We start from the raw sequence: 14,801 nt of genomic DNA on the forward strand, positions 1-14,801 counted from the left end.
ATCATGGATGTCTCAATGACGGCCGGTGAGGACATTGCCATTCGCCGAAAGCGCTTGCGCTATCGCGCCTGGCACCGTGGCACCAAGGAGATGGACCTCATTCTGGGGCCCTTCGCCGATGCCAATGTGGATCTTTATGGCCCGGCGGAACTCGACCGGCTTGAGGCGCTTATGAATGAGGAAGATCCGCCGCTGCTCAAATGGGTGATGCGGCAGGAGGAGCCGCCGGCGCATGTGGACCGCGATTTCCTCGATCTCGTCATCGCGGAGCATCAGGCGCGGATCGACCAATGAACGACATATCCAAGATCAATCCGCCGGTCCGGACCATTTCCAATGTCCCGGACGGTATGCAGCCCATGGTGCTGGCCCGCATGGTCGAGCAGCGGCTCAAGGATGCGCCGGAGGATGCGGCCAGCCTGGTCTTCGTGGCGCGGGACGGACGGCGGATGCTGCGGCTGGCGGAAGTGCTGGGCGCCATGCTGCCCGGACACGCCATCCTGACGCTGCCGGCCTGGGATTGCCTGCCCTATGACCGGGTTTCGCCCAATAATGTCACCATTGCCGCGCGCATGAACACGCTGGCGGCGCTGACCGGCGAGGCCAGGGGCGCCATCGTGCTGACGGCGGTGAATGCGCTGATCCAGAAGCTGCCGCCGCGCGATGTGGTGGAAACCATGTCGTTCTCGGCGGTCATGGGCCGGGTGGTGGATAGCGACAAGCTGGTGGCCTGGGCGGCGAACAATGGCTATCTGCGCGTGCCGACGGTGCGGGAAAGCGGCGAATTCGCGGTGCGTGGCGGGTTGATCGACCTGTTCCCGGCCAGCGCGGACGCGCCCTTGCGGTTCGATTTCTTCGGCAGCCAGCTGGAATCGATCCGCACCTTCGATCCGGACAGCCAGCGGACCACGGGGACGCTCACGCGCATCGACCTGACGCCGATGAGCGAATTGGTGCTCAATGACCAGACCATCCGCCGCTTCCGGCAGAATTATACCGCCAGTTTCGGCGGCAATACGGTGGACGACACGCTCTATGCCTCGGTGAGCGGCGGCTCGCGCTATTCCGGCACCGAGCATTGGCTGCCGTTCTTCTATGACCATATGGACCGGCTGGCCGATTATGTCGGGGACGCGCCCTTCGTATTCGACGATCAGGTCGCCGAGGCCTATGCCGAGCGCGTCGCGCAAATCCGCGACCATTACGATGCCCGCGAGGCGGCGCGGCTGGCGCCGGCCGTGGCCGGTGGCGGCGCGCCCTATAAGCCGATCAAGCCGGAATTGCTCTACGATCTGGACGTGGCTCCGGCCTCCCTGGCCGGCGCTTCGGTGATCCAGCTTTCGCCCTTCCTCTCGCCCCAGACCAGCCCGGGCGACGATGCCGGCGGCCATATCGCTCCGAGCTTTGCGGCGGAGCGCGCCGCCTCGGACGTCAATCTGTTCCAGGCGGTGGTGGATCGCCTGCTGGCCGAGCGCCGCGACGGGCGGCGGGCCATCATCGCCTGCTGGAGTGCCGGCACCCGCGACCGCATGGCCCAGGTTCTGAAGGACCACGGCCTTACCAATCCGCGCCTGGCGGAGAATTGGCGCGATGCCGCCACCACCAGCGCCGCGACCACCTCGCTGGTGGTGCTGCCGCTCGAAACCGGCTTCGAGACCAAAGACCTGCTGGTGCTGTCCGAGCAGGATATCCTCGGCGAGCGCATTCTGCGGCCGCAGCGCAAGAAGAAGGCCTCCGATGCGCTGACCGAGGCGGCGTCGCTGTCGGCCGGCGATCTGGTGGTGCATGTCGATCACGGTATCGGGCGCTTTATCGGCCTCAAGGTCATCGAGGCCGGCGGGGCGCCGCATGAATGCGTCGAGCTGCAATATGCCGGCGACACCAAGCTCTACCTGCCGGTGGAAAATATCGAGCTGCTGACGCGCTATGGCTCCGACGATGCCAGCGTGGCGCTGGACAAGCTGGGCGGCGTCGCCTGGCAGGCCAAGAAAGGCAAGCTCAAGCAGCGCATCCGCGAAATGGCGGAGCAGCTCATCAAGCTGGCGGCTCAGCGGCTGCTGGTCAAGGCCGATGTGGTGGACCTCAATCCCGGCGCCTACGAAGAATTCGCGGCGCGCTTCCCCTATGAGGAAACCGAGGACCAGCTCACCGCCATCGAAGCGGTGTTCGACGACCTGACCTCGGGCAAGGTCATGGACCGGCTGGTCTGCGGCGATGTCGGCTTCGGCAAGACCGAAGTGGCTTTGCGCGCCGCCTTCGCGGTGGCCCTGAGCGGCAAGCAGGTGGCGGTGGTGGTGCCGACGACCCTCCTGGCGCGGCAGCATTACAAGACCTTCTCCGACCGCTTCAAGGGCCTGCCGGTCAGGGTGCGCCACGCCTCGCGCATGGTCCCGGCGGCGGAGCTGAAAGCCACCAAGGACGGGCTCGCCGATGGCCAGGTGGATATCGTGGTGGGCACCCATGCGCTGCTCAGCAAATCCATCAAGTTCAACGATCTCGGCCTCTTGATCATCGACGAGGAGCAGCATTTCGGCGTGGGGCACAAGGAGCGGCTCAAGGAGCTGAAGGCCAATGTGCACGTGCTGACGCTGACGGCGACGCCGATTCCGCGCACGCTGCAATTGGCGCTGACCGGCGTACGCGACCTGTCGCTGCTGGCGACGCCGCCGGTGGATCGGCTCACCATCCGCACCTTCATCTCGCCTTTCGACGCGCTATCGATCCGCGAGGCGCTGTTGCGCGAGAAATATCGCGGCGGGCAGAGTTTCTATGTGGTGCCGCGCATCAAGGACCAGCCCGATATCGCCGAATTCCTGCGCCAGCAGGTGCCCGAGGTCAATTTCGTCATTGCCAATGGGCAGATGCCGCCGGGCGAGCTCGACGACATCATGAACGCCTTCTACGACAACAAGTTCGATGTCCTGCTGGCGACGACGATCGTGGAATCGGGGCTCGATATTCCCAATGCCAATACGCTGATCGTGCATCGCGCCGACCAGTTCGGGCTGGCGCAGCTTTATCAGATCAGGGGCAGGATCGGCCGCGCCAAGCAGCGCGCCTATGCGCTGTTCACGGTGCCGCCGGACCGGAAATTGACCGATACGGCGGAACGGCGGCTGGGGGTGCTGCAATCGCTGGAAAGCCTCGGCGCCGGCTTCCAGCTCGCCAGCCACGACCTCGATATCAGAGGCGCGGGCAATCTCCTGGGCGACGAGCAATCGGGCCATATCCGCGAAGTCGGCTACGAGCTTTACCAGGCCATGCTGGAAGAAGCGGTGGCGGCGCTCAAGTCGGGCGAGGAGGAATATGAGGACCGCAACGAGTGGAGCCCGGCCATCTCGCTGGGCATGCCGGTGATGATCCCCGAGCATTATGTGCCGGATCTGCAATTGCGCATGCAGCTCTATCGCAAGCTGGGCGATCTCAACGACATGCGCGATATCGATGCGGCGGGGGCCGAGCTGATCGACCGTTTCGGGCCGCTGCCCGAGGAGGTGGAGGCCCTGCTCAAGGTGATCCTGGTCAAGACGCTGTGCCGGCAGGCCAATGTCGAAAAGGTCGATGCCGGGCCCAAGGGCGCGGTGATCACGCTGCGCCACAACGAATTCCCCAATCCGGCGGGCCTGGTGAAGCTGGTGAGCGATCCGGGCAACCAGGTGCGCATCAAGCCCGATCAGAAACTGGTATTCGCCCGCAATTGGCCGAGCGCCGAGCACCGACTCAAAGGGGCGGCGGCTATCCTGTCGAAGCTGGCGAAACTGGCGGAAAGCGGCGCATGATGTGGCCGAATGGCGGCATGGTTTGCATAATCTTTTGGCAAGGGTCGTCGGTCATGTTATTGCCCGATTTAAGCCCTTGAAGGGCTGACAAGTTTCGAAGGTGGCTTCGCGCCGCCGGACCGCCAAGGAAGGCAAGGACATTTCTATGATCTTCAGCAAGCACCTCGTCGCCGGTGTGGCAGCGGCCGCATTCATGCTGGCGCCCCTCTCGACCTTTGCGCAGGACGCGACCGCGGAAACGCCGGACGAAACCCCGGCCGAGTCGAGCGCCGTCGATGAGGTTTCCGCCGCTGTCGACGGGCTGGCCTCGCAGAACTGGCTCAAGGTTTGCGATCCGCTGCCCGATGGGCAGAAAGCCTGCCTGATGCGCCAGGTGGTGCTGGCCAATGGCCAGTTCCTCGGCTCGTTCCTGCTGCGCGACGATCCGGGCCAGGAATCGCGCCTCCTGGCCGTCGCCGCCGTGCCGCTGGGGGTGCTGCTGCCCTTCGGGCTGACCTGGCAGATCGACAATGCCAAGCCGGTGCGCGTGCCCTATATGCTGTGCGACACGCAGTCCTGCTCGACGCAGCTGGTGATCAACGAGCAATATGTCACCTCGCTCAAGCGCGGCAATACGCTCAAGCTGACCGCCAAGAACCGCCAGAACCAGGACCTGACCATCGACATCAACCTGGCCGGCTTCACCGCCACCTATGATGGCGACGCAGCGCTGACCTTCGAACAATTGCAGCAGCAGGAATCGGGTCAGAACGCGCTGGAGCAGGTGTTGCAGGACCGCGCCGAGCAGCTGCGGCAGCAATTGTCGGATGACGGCGCCGCCGCACCCGCCGAAGGCGACGCGCCTGCCGAGGCTCCGGCCGAATAAGCTGGACGAATGAAGAATTTCGAAACGGGCGCGGGAAACCGCGCCCGTTTCGCGTTGGGGTGGCCCGAGGGTTTCAGCTTTCACGGAAGCGGTGACGCCCGCGTCCTTCCCCTCGCGAGGCTAGCGCCTATGGCGTAGATGGCATGTCTTTTCGGATCGTCACCCTCGCGCTTGACGCGAGGGCACTTGCGACAGACCCACAAGCAAAGAACCCTCGCGTCAAGCGCGAGGGTGACGAGCGGGGTGAGACGCCGATTCCGTCAAAGCCAGAGCCGCCCTAGCGCTCGCCCATGCCGATGGCGAAGGCCTTGCGGCGCAATGGGGGCAGGAGCTTGAGAGCCCAGAGGCCGCCGGCGCGCAGGGTCTGGCTGGGAAGCATGTCGGCCAGGAGCGAGCGGAACAGGGTGTCGACCACGGTGCCGGTGCGGGCGAGGTCGCCGGCGCGGCGTCTGGCGTAATCGGCGCTGGCGGCAATGCCCCAATCGGCGCGGCCGCGATCGGCCGCCGCGACGGCAGCGACGAGATCGGCGACATCGCGCAGGCCGAGATTGAGGCCCTGGGCGCCGATGGGCGGAAAGGCATGGGCCGCTTCGCCGACCAGCGTCACGCCGTCCCGGCCGGCGCTGTCCACGGCCAGGGTGCTGAGCGGGAAGATGAAGCTGGGCGAAGCCAGCTCGATCTTGCCGAAAAGGCGCTGGGATTTGTGCAGGATGGCATCGCGCAGGTTTTCGGGGCCGCCGGCCTGGGCGGCGCGCAGCACCTGTTCCTCGTCGATCCAGACCAGGTTCGCCCTCTTGCCGCCGGCCGGCACCAGGGTGAAAGGGCCATGGGGATAGTGGAATTCGATCGAGGCGCCGCCAATGGGGCGGGCGAGCTCAAGATCGCAGACCAGCGCGGATTCGGCGAATCGATGCTCGCGTGTGCCGACGCGCGCGCGGGTGCGGATCAGGGATTTCTTGCCATCGGCGCCCACGATCAGCGGCGCGCGCAGAACGGCGCCATCGGCGAGAGTAACGACGCCCAGATCGCCCTGGCGGCGATAATCGGTAACGGCGGTGTTGCGGGTCTCGATGCGCTCGGCGGGGGCGACGGCCTGGAAATGGGCGAGCAGGGCGGCATTGGCGAAATTCCAGCCAAAGGCCGCCAGCCCGATCTCGGTGGCGTCGAACAGGGTTTCGGGCGCGCGGATGAGGCGCGGCGTGGCGTCGATGATGCGGATGGCGGTGAGGGCGTGGCCGAGATCCGCCGGATCGTCGATGAGGCCGCTTTGCCGGAGGAAATCGACACTGGGCATCATCAGCGCCGAGGTGCGCCGGTCGGGCGGGGCGGCGGGGGCGAGATGGATGATGTCGCGGCCGCTGCGCGCCAGGCTGGTCGTGGCGGCAAGGCCGGCCAGTCCGCCGCCGACCACGATGATATCGGCGTCCTGTTTCATGCCGGGGCCGGAGCGGTGGTGAGCGGGGAGAGGACTTCCATCGAAAAACTCGCTGATCGGTATGGAACCGGAGCCTAGCATTGGCCATTGCGGCGATACCAGCCGGTGGGGCGAACTGCTATTCCGCGCTATGCCGCAGGCGAGGAAAATACAGGCAATGGCGCTTCACCGCGCCAGAGGGGCAGCATAAGCTGACGCCCACCAGACTCGGAACCACGGAGTATCCGATGCTTGAAATGCTGGCCGACCCCAATGTGTGGGCCGCCTTCGTCACCCTGACGATCATGGAAATCGTGCTGGGCATCGACAATATCGTGTTCCTTTCGGTGCTGGTGTCGCGGCTGCCGCGCCAACAGGCCGAATTCGCCCGCAAGCTGGGGATCGGGCTGGCGCTGGTCTTCCGCATCATCCTGCTCTTCCTCATCAGTCTGATCGTGCAATTGCAGGACCCGGTCTTCGAGGCGTTCGGGCTGGGCTTCTCCTGGAAGGACATCATCCTGATCCTGGGCGGCGCCTTCCTGATCTACAAGGCGACGCACGAAATGCACACCGCCATCGAGGAGCCGCGCGAACCCGGCCTCGGTGACGCCGCCAAGGTGACATTGCAGGCCATCCTGGTGCAGATCGTGGTGATCGACATGGTGTTCTCCATCGATTCGATCATCACCGCCGTGGGCATGGTGCCGGCGGACCAGGTGGGGGTGATGATCGCCGCCGTGCTGGTGGCGGTGGGCGTGATGTTCGTGGCTTCGGGGCCGATCGCGCGCTTCGTGGCGGAGCATCCGACCACCAAGATGCTGGCCTTGGCCTTCCTGCTGCTGATCGGGGTGACGCTGGTGGCCGATGGGCTGGGCTTCCATATTCCCAAGGGCTATATCTATTCGGCCATGGCCTTCTCGGTGCTGGTCGAAGCGATCAATATTGTCGCCAAACGACGCAGGCTGGCACCTGGCGGCACTGCCGAATTCACCCCCTTCACCGGCGATACCGGCGCGGTGTCCTCGCAGGCGGCCTTGGCGGCAGTGGGCAGCGGGGCGGCGGCGAGGGCGCGGCAGGCGCCGGCCAATCCCGCGCCCAAGCGCCCGAAATCCGGCCCGGCGGCGCGGGCGCAATCGCGGCCCAAATCGGCGCCGCGCAAGCCGAAAGGAACGAAATGAGTCGCGTTGTTGCAGTACATTCCACCGGCGGCCCGGAGGTTCTGAGTGTCGAGGACTGGCCGGTGACGGCGCCGGGACCGGGCCAGGTCCGGGTGCGCCAGACGGCGATCGGGCTCAATTTCATCGACACCTATCAGCGCTCCGGGCTTTATCCGCTGCCATTGCCTTTCGTCGCCGGCAACGAGGCGGCGGGCGAGGTGACGGAAATCGGCGAGGGTGTCAGCGAGGTCAAGGTTGGCGACCGCGTCTGCTATCAGGGCGTAACCGGCGCTTATGCCGAGGAGCGGCTGGTGCCGGCGGCCAGGCTGGTGCCGATACCCGATGGCGTGGACGAGCGGACGGCGGCGGCGGTGCTGCTCAAGGGCCTGACGGCCTATTACCTGCTGTTCAAGACCTGGCCGGTGCGGCAGGGCGAGACGATCCTCTGGCACGCGGCGGCGGGCGGCACCGGGCTGATCGCCACGCAATGGGCGCGGGCGCTGGGCGCGACAATCATCGGCACGGCCGGGAGTCCCGAAAAGGTGGCGCTGGCGCTGGACCATGGCTGCCACCATGCCATCGACTACAAAAAAGAGGATTTTCCGGCGCGGGTGAAGGAGATCACCGGGGGCAGGGGCGTCGACGTGGTCTATGACGGCGTCGGCAAGGCGACCTTCGAGGGCTCGCTGGATTGCCTGCGCCCGCGCGGCCTGCTGGCCAGCTTCGGCAATGCATCGGGCCCGGTGAGCGTACCGGATCTCGGCATTCTGGCGCGGAAGGGATCGCTCTATGTGACCCGGCCCACCGGCGCGACCTATTTCACGCAGCGCGAGGACCTGCTGGAGGGCGCCAAGGCGCTGTTCGACGCCATATTGTCGGGGGCGATCAAGGTGGAGATCAGCCGCACTTTCGCGCTGGCGGACGCCGCCGAGGCGCATCGGGCGCTGGAGGGGCGGGAGACGACCGGATCGGTGCTGCTGCTGCCCTAGCGGCTGTCGCGCGCATGGATTTGGGGCGGCGTTCCCATCGACGCCGCCAGCTGCGCAATGACTGGACAGCCCGCGCCGCCGCCGCTAAAGGCACAGGGCACGGGTAGGTGGCAGAGCGGTTGATTGCTCCGGTCTTGAAAACCGGCGAAGGTGCAAGCCTTCCGGGGGTTCGAATCCCTCCCTACCCGCCATTCTGGCAGGGACGGGCAAATGAGCCGCAAGGAATCTGATGCTTCGCGCATGCGGCGCATGAAACGGGTGGCGGCGCGATATGGGCTGACCATCCTGACATCGGATAAGATCAAGACGCTGGGTCAGCCCGGCGGGCATGCGCTGCGGGACAACGAGAATTTCGCGATCGTCTATGGGGATGCGCCCAAGCCGTTTTCGGCGACGCTCGACGACATAGAATCCTATCTCGATCGGCTCGAAGCCGGCGAAGACTAAGTCCTCGAACAGGGCGAAGCAAGCCGGGTTCTGACCCGCGGCGGGACAATCCGTTATTTAAACGGTAACCGGAATCGGCCCACACTCATGCTTGTAGGCTCGCCTGTGGCCTTCTTGGCTACAGGCATTTATGGTCGCGGGACCTTGCGGAATATCCGGGTCCGTCCCATCCGCATCCCGCTTTCGTGGAGGCGCGCTATTGTGTTTACCCTGATCAACGCCGACGCTGAAGACGACGACGCCGAAATCACCGATCCCCAGGAAATCGCGGAATTGTTCGCAGCCATCGCGGCGGTGGCCATCGAGGCCATCGGCCCCGGCTCGGCCCGCGAACTGTTCGAAGCGGTGGTCGAGCAGGAGGGACGCGACCCCAATTAGATGATGATCCAGCTTTTCGCCTGACGGTTTATTGCCTGATTGCGGCCTCTGGCCATTGCTGACGGCTTGACGGGACGCGGTGCGGTCTTAAGGACTGCGTCCCGTCGAAATGGGGCCAAGATGAGTGACATAGACAATATCGCGCCGGAGCGGCCGCTTATCGTGCCGCTGGGCGACAGCGCCTTGTTGGTGCGGTTCGGCAGCCGGCTGGACGATGCGGCCAATGCGGCGGCGCTGTCCCTGGCGCGCGCTCTGGAAGACGATCCGGTCGCCGGGCTGGTGGAAATGGTGCCGAGCCTGGTTTCGGTGCTGCTGATTTACGATCCGGCAAAGGCCGAGCCGGTTCGCCTGGCCGGCGAGATTTCCCTCAGATTGTCCAGGCCATCCCGCCACGCTGCGGCGTCGCACCGGATCGCGGTGCAATTCGGCGGCGCGGACGGGCCGGACCTCGACGCGGTGGCGGCGAGCCTGAATTTGAGCGTGGCAACCTTCATCGAACAGCATTGCGCCGCGCCCTTGCGGGTATTGGCCACTGGTTTTGCGCCGGGTTTTGTCGATTGCGGGTTTCATCCTGACCATCTGACGCTGCCACGGCGCAAGCAGGTGCGGCCGCTGGTGCCGGCGGGCAGCGTGCTGTTCGCGGCAGGACAGACGGCCATTACGGCGACCGACATCCCCACCGGCTGGCATGTGATCGGGCGCACGGAATTCCGCAATTTCGATGCGGCGCGCCTGCCGCCGACACAGCTCAAGGCAGGCGATATGGTCAGCTTCGAGGCGTTGCGATGAGCGCGTTGATACGGATAAAGCGGGCGGGGCCGCTGACGACGATCCAGGATGAGGGACGGCACGGCATGCTGGCTCATGGCGTCAGCGCTTCGGGCCCGATGGATCGTGCCGCCTATCGGCGCGCCGGACTGCTGGCTGGTGCAACCCATAGGGCGGGCGTGGAATTCACCCAGGCGGGCCTCGATCTGGTGCTGGCCGAAGGAGAATTGCGGATCGGCTGGGATGGCGGCGCCTTCGTCGTGCGGATCAATGGCCGGGAAGCGAGCTGGCCCGGCTCGGCGCTGCTGGCTGCGGGAGACAGGCTGTCGGTGACGCCGGGAGCTTCGGGCAATTACGGCTATCTGCGATTTGGCGGAGCATTGGACCTGGACCCGGTGCTGGGGAGCCATGCGACCAATATGCGGGCCAGGCTGGGCGGATTGGACGGTCGGGCATTGGTGGCGGGCGATGAACTGGCATTTTCCGGCGTGGGCACATTGCCGGAAGAGGTGCGGAGGCCGGATGCCGAGGACGGACCGATCCGGTTCATAAGGGGGCTGCATTGGAGCTGGTTTTCGCCCAAGGTGCAGGAGGATTTCGTAAAGGGCGGGTTTCGGATTACCCCGATTATGGACCGGATGGGGGTGCGGCTGGCCGATGAGGGCAGGGTCTTTGGCGGCGAGAGCATCCTGTCGCTGGTATCCGATCCTGTACAGCCCGGCGATATCCAGATTCTGGGCGACGGCACGCCCATCGTGCTGATGCGCGACCATCAGCCCACCGGGGGCTATCCGCGTATCGGCACCGTGATCGGCGCCGATCTCGACCGCTTCGCGCAGATGCGGCCCGGCGAAGTGGTTGCATTCGCGCCGATGTCGGTGGAGCGTGCGCATCGGATGTTGCGGAGCGGCCGGGCATGACCAGCATCGATCTCAACGCCGATCTCGGCGAGGGCATGGGTCACGATGACGACCTGCTGAGAATCGTCTCCAGCGCCTCCATTGCCTGTGGCGGCCATGCGGGCGACGCCGCGACGATCCGGCATATCCTCAAAATCTGCAAGGCGCGGGGCGTAAGGGCCGGGGCGCATCCGGGCTATGTCGACCGCAAGGGCTTCGGGCGCTTTCGCGTGGCGATGCCGCTCGAGCAATTGCTGGGACAGATCAGGAGCCAATTGTTCCTGGTGCGGCATATTGCGGGTGAGGTCGATGTGCCGCTGGACTATGTGAAGCTGCATGGGGCGCTGGCCAACCAGGCGGCCGAGGAGCTGGAATTCGCGGTGGGAATTTTCGCCAGTATCCATGCCATGGACCCGAAAATGGCGGTGCTGGCGCTCGACAATAGCGAGCAGGTGAAGGCGGCAAAGGCGGTGGGTCTGCCGCTGATCCGCGAAGCCTATGCCGACCGGGCCTATAATGCGGATGGATTGCTGGTGCCGCGGGCAGAGGCCGGGGCGGTGATCGACGATGTCGATGCGGTGATCGATCGCTGCCTGCGCCTGGCGCGGCATGGTGAAATTCTGGCCATCGACGGCAGCGTGCTGAAATCGGCGGCGCGCTCGATCTGCCTGCATGGCGACACGCCGGGCGCGGTGGACCTGGCGCGGGAAATCCGCGACGCGCTGGAAGGCGAGGGGATCACCATCGCGCCGGCGGCAGCGGAGACGGAAACCAGCCCTGGATAAGGCGGACCGCGCCTAATCCTATCCCTTCTTCTTGTCGCGGCGGGACCGCTGCCAATTCGTCCATTTCCGGGTGCCGCGCAGAACGACCATGTTCACCGGGCCTTGCAGAAAGATCAGGTCGATCGCCAGCAAGAGCAGGCCCAGCGGCAGCATCCAGATGCCCAGGACCGGCAGGAAGCTGAATATGCCGCCCAGCACGAGCAGGATTCCGAGCGGAATGCGTATCCATCGCGCTCCCGGGCGCCGGATGCGAGCCAGCCACTTAGCCGCCATGGCTGGAGTCCTGCTTTCCAGCTTGTCGAACAGGCGGTTAAGCCGATCTGCGCTCTTGCTCATCAAGGCATCTCCGTTACTCAATAAAATGGCGATGCCGGGCGATGGATCAAGGGCAGACGGAACTCCCTACACTTATTTCCGTTGTCCACGAAAGCACGGAGCGTCTCATGTCCCTTGATCATATTCTCGCCAGCCTCGGACTTCCACACCGGGACCCCAACAGCCTGGAGGCCAGGCTCGAAAATCTACAGCGCGATATGCGGCGTATCGGCCGCTCGCTATCCAGTCAGGCCGGACACACCGCCGACGATTGGGGCGAGCATCTGTCCGATTTCGGCCGCGAGGCGGCAAAGCAGAGCAGGCATCTGGCCGAATTCGCCGGCAATCAGGCCTGGCGCAGCGCCCGCGCCGTCCGCCGCGATCCCCTGCCGGCCATTGCCGTGATCGGCACGGTCCTGCTGCTGGCGCGACTCATGCGGCGCTAATGGCTCGTTTACCCTCTTCCTGAGCCCTTCCTTAAGCCTAGAGGCGCATTTTCAGGCCAAGCGACATCTTTGTCACAGCCTGGAATATGCCTATGCCTCGCCTTGCCAGCGCCGTTGCGCGCTTCGCCGTCCTCGCCGTCCTGGCCACCAGCCTCGGCGGCTGCTCGTTTCTCGGCATGAACTTCGCGTTCAACCGCATGAGCGAGAAGGAATGCCTGATGCGGGCGATGTATTTCGAATCCAACCGGTCCAGCGCCGATGGCATGCTGGCGGTGGGCACGGTGGTGATGAACCGGCTCCACGATGCCCGCTATCCCAAGACCGTCTGCGAAGTGGTGGGCCAGAAGAATCAGTTCGCCCAGGGCGTGCTCACCAAGCCGATGACCGATAGCGGCGCCGTGCTGGCCGCGCAGGTGTCTGACCAGGTGCTGCGCGGCGCCCGCCATCCCGGCGTGCAGAACGCCCAGCATTTCCACACTGCCGGCCTGCGCTTTCCCTATAACAACATGTTCTATGTGCTCGAAGCGGGCGGCAACGAATTCTACGAAAAGCGCAGCGTGCGTTAAAGCCGCTGCCGGGTCTGGCGCAGCACATAGCCGATCACCACGGCCATGGCCTCGTAAAGCTCCACCGGAATGGCCTCATCCAGTTCCACCCCGCTCAGGGCCTCGGCAAGAACGGGATTGGCTTCGATCACCACGCCGTTCTCGGCGGCCAGCGCGACGATCTTCTCGGCAATCAGTCCTCTGCCCTTGGCCACCACGCGCGGCGCTTCGCGCGAGCCCTGCTCGTATTGCAGCGCCACCGCCAGCGTCCTGCTCTTGTCGGCTGCACTATCGCTCATCCCACTGCATCCACGATATTGCCGGACGCCGCGGCCGGCGCCGGTGCCGGTGCCGCCGGCGCGCCGGCCCGGACCACGATGGCGCCCGGCAGCAGCCCCGCCGCCTCGATCTGCTGCCGCAAGTCGTCCACTCCCGCGCCGAGCATAGCGGCGATGTCCTCCCGATCCGCCCAGAGCAGCACGCCCGTGGCCGCGCCGCGCAGGGAGATCTGCGCCCCCACTTCTCCCCATTCGCTCAGATTGATGGCAAAGCGCACCTGCCAGCCGCGATCTTCCGGGCGCTCGGCGTCACCCTCCGCATCCCGATGAATCTGCATATGCAGCAGGCTCTGCTGTCCACCCAAAACCACCGGCATATCGAAATTCCATTGCGCCTCGTGCCGTGCCACTGGCTCGGGCAGCGAGGCGTGCTGGTGCAGCCGCAGCCGGGATAACGCCGCCTCGGTGCGGTCCAGCAGCACCTTTCCCACCGCTTGGGAATCGTCCGGCAGGTCGCCCAGCATCGGGTTTTCCGCCTTGGCCCGGGGGATCATGCCACGCAAGGGCGGCGGAATGGCGCGAACCTGTTCCACCGCATCCTGGTCGCCCAGCCAGCCGCCCAATTGCCGCTGGAGCCCAAGCAGCGTCGATTTCAGGTCGCCGCCCGCCGCCTTGCCCAGCCCGGCCGCCAGCATCGCCTCCTGGAAAATCCCGGAATTCCTCACCGCTTTTTGCAGCGCCGCGCCATCGGGGCCAGCGCCGTCCAGCGACAATCGCTGAGTCAGAACCTGCTGCGCCGCCTTCATCACCGCTTCCGGCAGCGCCACCCGGCCGACCACATTGGCCAGCGCCATGGTCAATCCGACGACGCTATCCTGCCGCGGCAAGGCCTGCTGCACCATTTGCGTCAGCACCGCGCGGGAATCGGTCGGCATCGCCGCTAACGGCGCTCCCTGACCCCCCGCCGTCATGCCGGTCGCATTCTGCGCGATGGACGACGATCCTTGCTGGCCGATATTGCCCGCAGCGGCCGATGGCGGCACCGGCGGCAGCGCGGTAGTGGCCGAACCGGCAATGGCCGCTGCCGGGCCTGGCCCCATGGCCGGCGCGGCAATGGCATAGGGGATGGCCGGCCGCCCCGCTGCGCCGGCCACCGACATGCCCGGCGGCGCGGCCGGTTCCGCGGAAGCTGCCGGGATCGACTGGGACAGGGCCGGTGCCGACGACAGGACCGCTGATTGTGTTGAGCTGGAGACGAGCGGAGTGGTGGCAGATGCCGCCTGTCCCGCGATTGGCGGCAGCGGCGCGTCCCGGCCGGACAAAGCGGCGGCGGATAATTGGACCGAGGTCGCCGGACCTTCAGCCGCCGGCATGGCGTTGCTGCCGGTCGGGGTGCTGGGAGGGCGTATAGCGAGCAACGCCATCCGCACCTGTCCCTCCGCCTGCTGCACCGCCAATGTCAGCGTCGTGCCCACCGGCTGCGGCGCCGGCAAGTGCAGGCTCATTACCTGGCGACCGATCTGCACCTGAATGGCGCCATCGGGCAATTGCCCGACCACCCGCGCCTCGACGTTCTGGCCATTGACCTGCGCCATGGCGCGCAACATCGCGCTGGCCTGCGCCAAGGGAATAGGCGGCAATTGCGACGCTATGCTCATCTGCCAGACCGGCCCCGACCGCCTGCTTGCGGCCGCCAGAGTCTAGCCCATTTCGCTTATTCGCGGAAGCATGGCGCC

Annotated in this window: 16 protein-coding genes and 1 tRNA gene; 13 read left to right on the top strand and 4 right to left on the bottom strand. The window is 65.7% G+C overall.

Features of this window, described 5'->3' with window-relative positions:
- The first annotated feature begins 15 nt into the window (after positions 1-15).
- From O9Z70_RS06980 to O9Z70_RS06990, 3 genes are all read left to right on the top strand, one after another.
- Positions 16-294 (top strand): FAD assembly factor SdhE, encoded by a 279-nt coding sequence (locus O9Z70_RS06980; RefSeq protein WP_286021746.1) that lies wholly within the window; start codon positions 16-18, stop codon positions 292-294.
- Positions 291-3,779 carry a transcription-repair coupling factor gene (gene mfd, locus O9Z70_RS06985; RefSeq protein WP_286021747.1) on the top strand — a complete coding sequence of 1,163 codons (3,489 nt, stop codon included), beginning with the start codon at positions 291-293 and terminating at the stop codon, positions 3,777-3,779. The genes O9Z70_RS06980 and mfd overlap by 4 nt, the downstream gene beginning before the upstream one ends.
- Positions 3,780-3,924: 145 nt before the next feature.
- Positions 3,925-4,644, top strand: coding sequence for an invasion associated locus B family protein (locus O9Z70_RS06990; RefSeq protein ID WP_286021748.1), 720 nt, complete (start codon positions 3,925-3,927; stop codon positions 4,642-4,644).
- Positions 4,645-4,921: 277 nt separating this feature from the next.
- Here O9Z70_RS06990 and O9Z70_RS06995 read toward each other — a convergent pair whose 3' ends face one another.
- A complete protein-coding gene (locus tag O9Z70_RS06995) occupies positions 4,922-6,079 on the bottom strand; it encodes an FAD-dependent monooxygenase (RefSeq protein ID WP_286021749.1) in 1,158 nt (385 codons plus the stop codon).
- A 227-nt stretch (positions 6,080-6,306) separates the two neighbouring features.
- Between O9Z70_RS06995 and O9Z70_RS07000 the strand changes: the two genes are divergently transcribed.
- The 8 genes from O9Z70_RS07000 (at position 6,307) to O9Z70_RS07035 (ending at position 11,481) form a co-directional block, all read left to right on the top strand.
- Complete coding sequence (locus O9Z70_RS07000; RefSeq protein WP_353057821.1) at positions 6,307-7,236, top strand: TerC family protein; 930 nt, start codon at positions 6,307-6,309, stop codon at positions 7,234-7,236.
- On the top strand, positions 7,233-8,204 hold the full coding sequence (locus O9Z70_RS07005) for a quinone oxidoreductase family protein (RefSeq protein WP_286021750.1): 972 nt from the start codon (positions 7,233-7,235) through the stop codon (positions 8,202-8,204). The genes O9Z70_RS07000 and O9Z70_RS07005 overlap by 4 nt, the downstream gene beginning before the upstream one ends.
- 101 nt (positions 8,205-8,305) lie before the next feature.
- Positions 8,306-8,395, top strand: a tRNA-Ser gene (locus tag O9Z70_RS07010).
- 19 nt (positions 8,396-8,414) lie between these two features.
- Positions 8,415-8,651: a hypothetical protein gene (locus O9Z70_RS07015; protein WP_286021751.1), complete on the top strand. Its 237-nt coding sequence runs from the start codon at positions 8,415-8,417 to the stop codon at positions 8,649-8,651.
- Between the two features lie 201 nt (positions 8,652-8,852).
- The gene (locus tag O9Z70_RS07020) at positions 8,853-9,029 is read left to right on the top strand and encodes a hypothetical protein (protein ID WP_286021752.1); all 177 of its coding nucleotides are present in this window, start codon (positions 8,853-8,855) and stop codon (positions 9,027-9,029) included.
- Between the two features lie 120 nt (positions 9,030-9,149).
- The gene (locus O9Z70_RS07025; protein WP_286021753.1) at positions 9,150-9,818 is read left to right on the top strand and encodes a 5-oxoprolinase subunit B family protein; all 669 of its coding nucleotides are present in this window, start codon (positions 9,150-9,152) and stop codon (positions 9,816-9,818) included.
- Positions 9,815-10,717: a 5-oxoprolinase subunit C family protein gene (locus tag O9Z70_RS07030; protein WP_286021754.1), complete on the top strand. Its 903-nt coding sequence runs from the start codon at positions 9,815-9,817 to the stop codon at positions 10,715-10,717. The genes O9Z70_RS07025 and O9Z70_RS07030 overlap by 4 nt, the downstream gene beginning before the upstream one ends.
- Positions 10,714-11,481: a LamB/YcsF family protein gene (locus O9Z70_RS07035; RefSeq protein WP_286021755.1), complete on the top strand. Its 768-nt coding sequence runs from the start codon at positions 10,714-10,716 to the stop codon at positions 11,479-11,481. The genes O9Z70_RS07030 and O9Z70_RS07035 overlap by 4 nt, the downstream gene beginning before the upstream one ends.
- An 18-nt stretch (positions 11,482-11,499) precedes the next feature.
- Here O9Z70_RS07035 and O9Z70_RS07040 read toward each other — a convergent pair whose 3' ends face one another.
- Entirely contained in the window at positions 11,500-11,817 is a 318-nt protein-coding gene (locus O9Z70_RS07040) for a hypothetical protein (protein WP_286021756.1), read from the bottom strand.
- Between the two features lie 107 nt (positions 11,818-11,924).
- Here O9Z70_RS07040 and O9Z70_RS07045 point away from each other — a divergent pair, with 107 nt between their 5' ends.
- Positions 11,925-12,242, top strand: coding sequence for a hypothetical protein (locus O9Z70_RS07045; RefSeq protein WP_286021757.1), 318 nt, complete (start codon positions 11,925-11,927; stop codon positions 12,240-12,242).
- 92 nt (positions 12,243-12,334) lie between these two features.
- The gene (locus O9Z70_RS07050) at positions 12,335-12,808 is read left to right on the top strand and encodes a cell wall hydrolase (RefSeq protein ID WP_502870170.1); all 474 of its coding nucleotides are present in this window, start codon (positions 12,335-12,337) and stop codon (positions 12,806-12,808) included.
- On the opposite strand, the gene O9Z70_RS07055 is transcribed toward O9Z70_RS07050, so the two are convergent.
- Both O9Z70_RS07055 and fliK read right to left on the bottom strand, forming a co-directional pair.
- The gene (locus tag O9Z70_RS07055) at positions 12,805-13,086 is read right to left on the bottom strand and encodes an EscU/YscU/HrcU family type III secretion system export apparatus switch protein (RefSeq protein ID WP_286021758.1); all 282 of its coding nucleotides are present in this window, start codon (positions 13,084-13,086) and stop codon (positions 12,805-12,807) included. The two genes, O9Z70_RS07050 and O9Z70_RS07055, sit on opposite strands and share 4 nt — an antisense overlap.
- Positions 13,083-14,723, bottom strand: coding sequence for a flagellar hook-length control protein FliK (gene fliK, locus O9Z70_RS07060; protein ID WP_286021759.1), 1,641 nt, complete (start codon positions 14,721-14,723; stop codon positions 13,083-13,085). The genes O9Z70_RS07055 and fliK overlap by 4 nt, the downstream gene beginning before the upstream one ends.
- Between the last annotated feature and the right edge of the window lie 78 nt (positions 14,724-14,801).

It is taken from the genome of Devosia sp. YIM 151766 (assembly GCF_030285925.1).
Classification (GTDB): domain Bacteria; phylum Pseudomonadota; class Alphaproteobacteria; order Rhizobiales; family Devosiaceae; genus Devosia.

Coding starts and splice junctions, on each gene's coding strand:
- O9Z70_RS07035 (WP_286021755.1), top strand. CDS start 10,714: ATGACCAGCATCGATCTCAACGCCGATCTCGGCGAGGGCATGGGTCAC.
- O9Z70_RS07005 (WP_286021750.1), top strand. CDS start 7,233: ATGAGTCGCGTTGTTGCAGTACATTCCACCGGCGGCCCGGAGGTTCTG.
- O9Z70_RS07025 (WP_286021753.1), top strand. CDS start 9,150: ATGAGTGACATAGACAATATCGCGCCGGAGCGGCCGCTTATCGTGCCG.
- fliK (WP_286021759.1), bottom strand. CDS start 14,723: ATGAGCATAGCGTCGCAATTGCCGCCTATTCCCTTGGCGCAGGCCAGC.
- mfd (WP_286021747.1), top strand. CDS start 291: ATGAACGACATATCCAAGATCAATCCGCCGGTCCGGACCATTTCCAAT.
- O9Z70_RS07040 (WP_286021756.1), bottom strand. CDS start 11,817: ATGAGCAAGAGCGCAGATCGGCTTAACCGCCTGTTCGACAAGCTGGAA.
- O9Z70_RS07050 (WP_502870170.1), top strand. CDS start 12,335: ATGCCTCGCCTTGCCAGCGCCGTTGCGCGCTTCGCCGTCCTCGCCGTC.
- O9Z70_RS07015 (WP_286021751.1), top strand. CDS start 8,415: ATGAGCCGCAAGGAATCTGATGCTTCGCGCATGCGGCGCATGAAACGG.
- O9Z70_RS06995 (WP_286021749.1), bottom strand. CDS start 6,079: ATGAAACAGGACGCCGATATCATCGTGGTCGGCGGCGGACTGGCCGGC.
- O9Z70_RS06990 (WP_286021748.1), top strand. CDS start 3,925: ATGATCTTCAGCAAGCACCTCGTCGCCGGTGTGGCAGCGGCCGCATTC.
- O9Z70_RS07055 (WP_286021758.1), bottom strand. CDS start 13,086: ATGAGCGATAGTGCAGCCGACAAGAGCAGGACGCTGGCGGTGGCGCTG.
- O9Z70_RS07045 (WP_286021757.1), top strand. CDS start 11,925: ATGTCCCTTGATCATATTCTCGCCAGCCTCGGACTTCCACACCGGGAC.
- O9Z70_RS06980 (WP_286021746.1), top strand. CDS start 16: ATGACGGCCGGTGAGGACATTGCCATTCGCCGAAAGCGCTTGCGCTAT.
- O9Z70_RS07000 (WP_353057821.1), top strand. CDS start 6,307: ATGCTTGAAATGCTGGCCGACCCCAATGTGTGGGCCGCCTTCGTCACC.
- O9Z70_RS07030 (WP_286021754.1), top strand. CDS start 9,815: ATGAGCGCGTTGATACGGATAAAGCGGGCGGGGCCGCTGACGACGATC.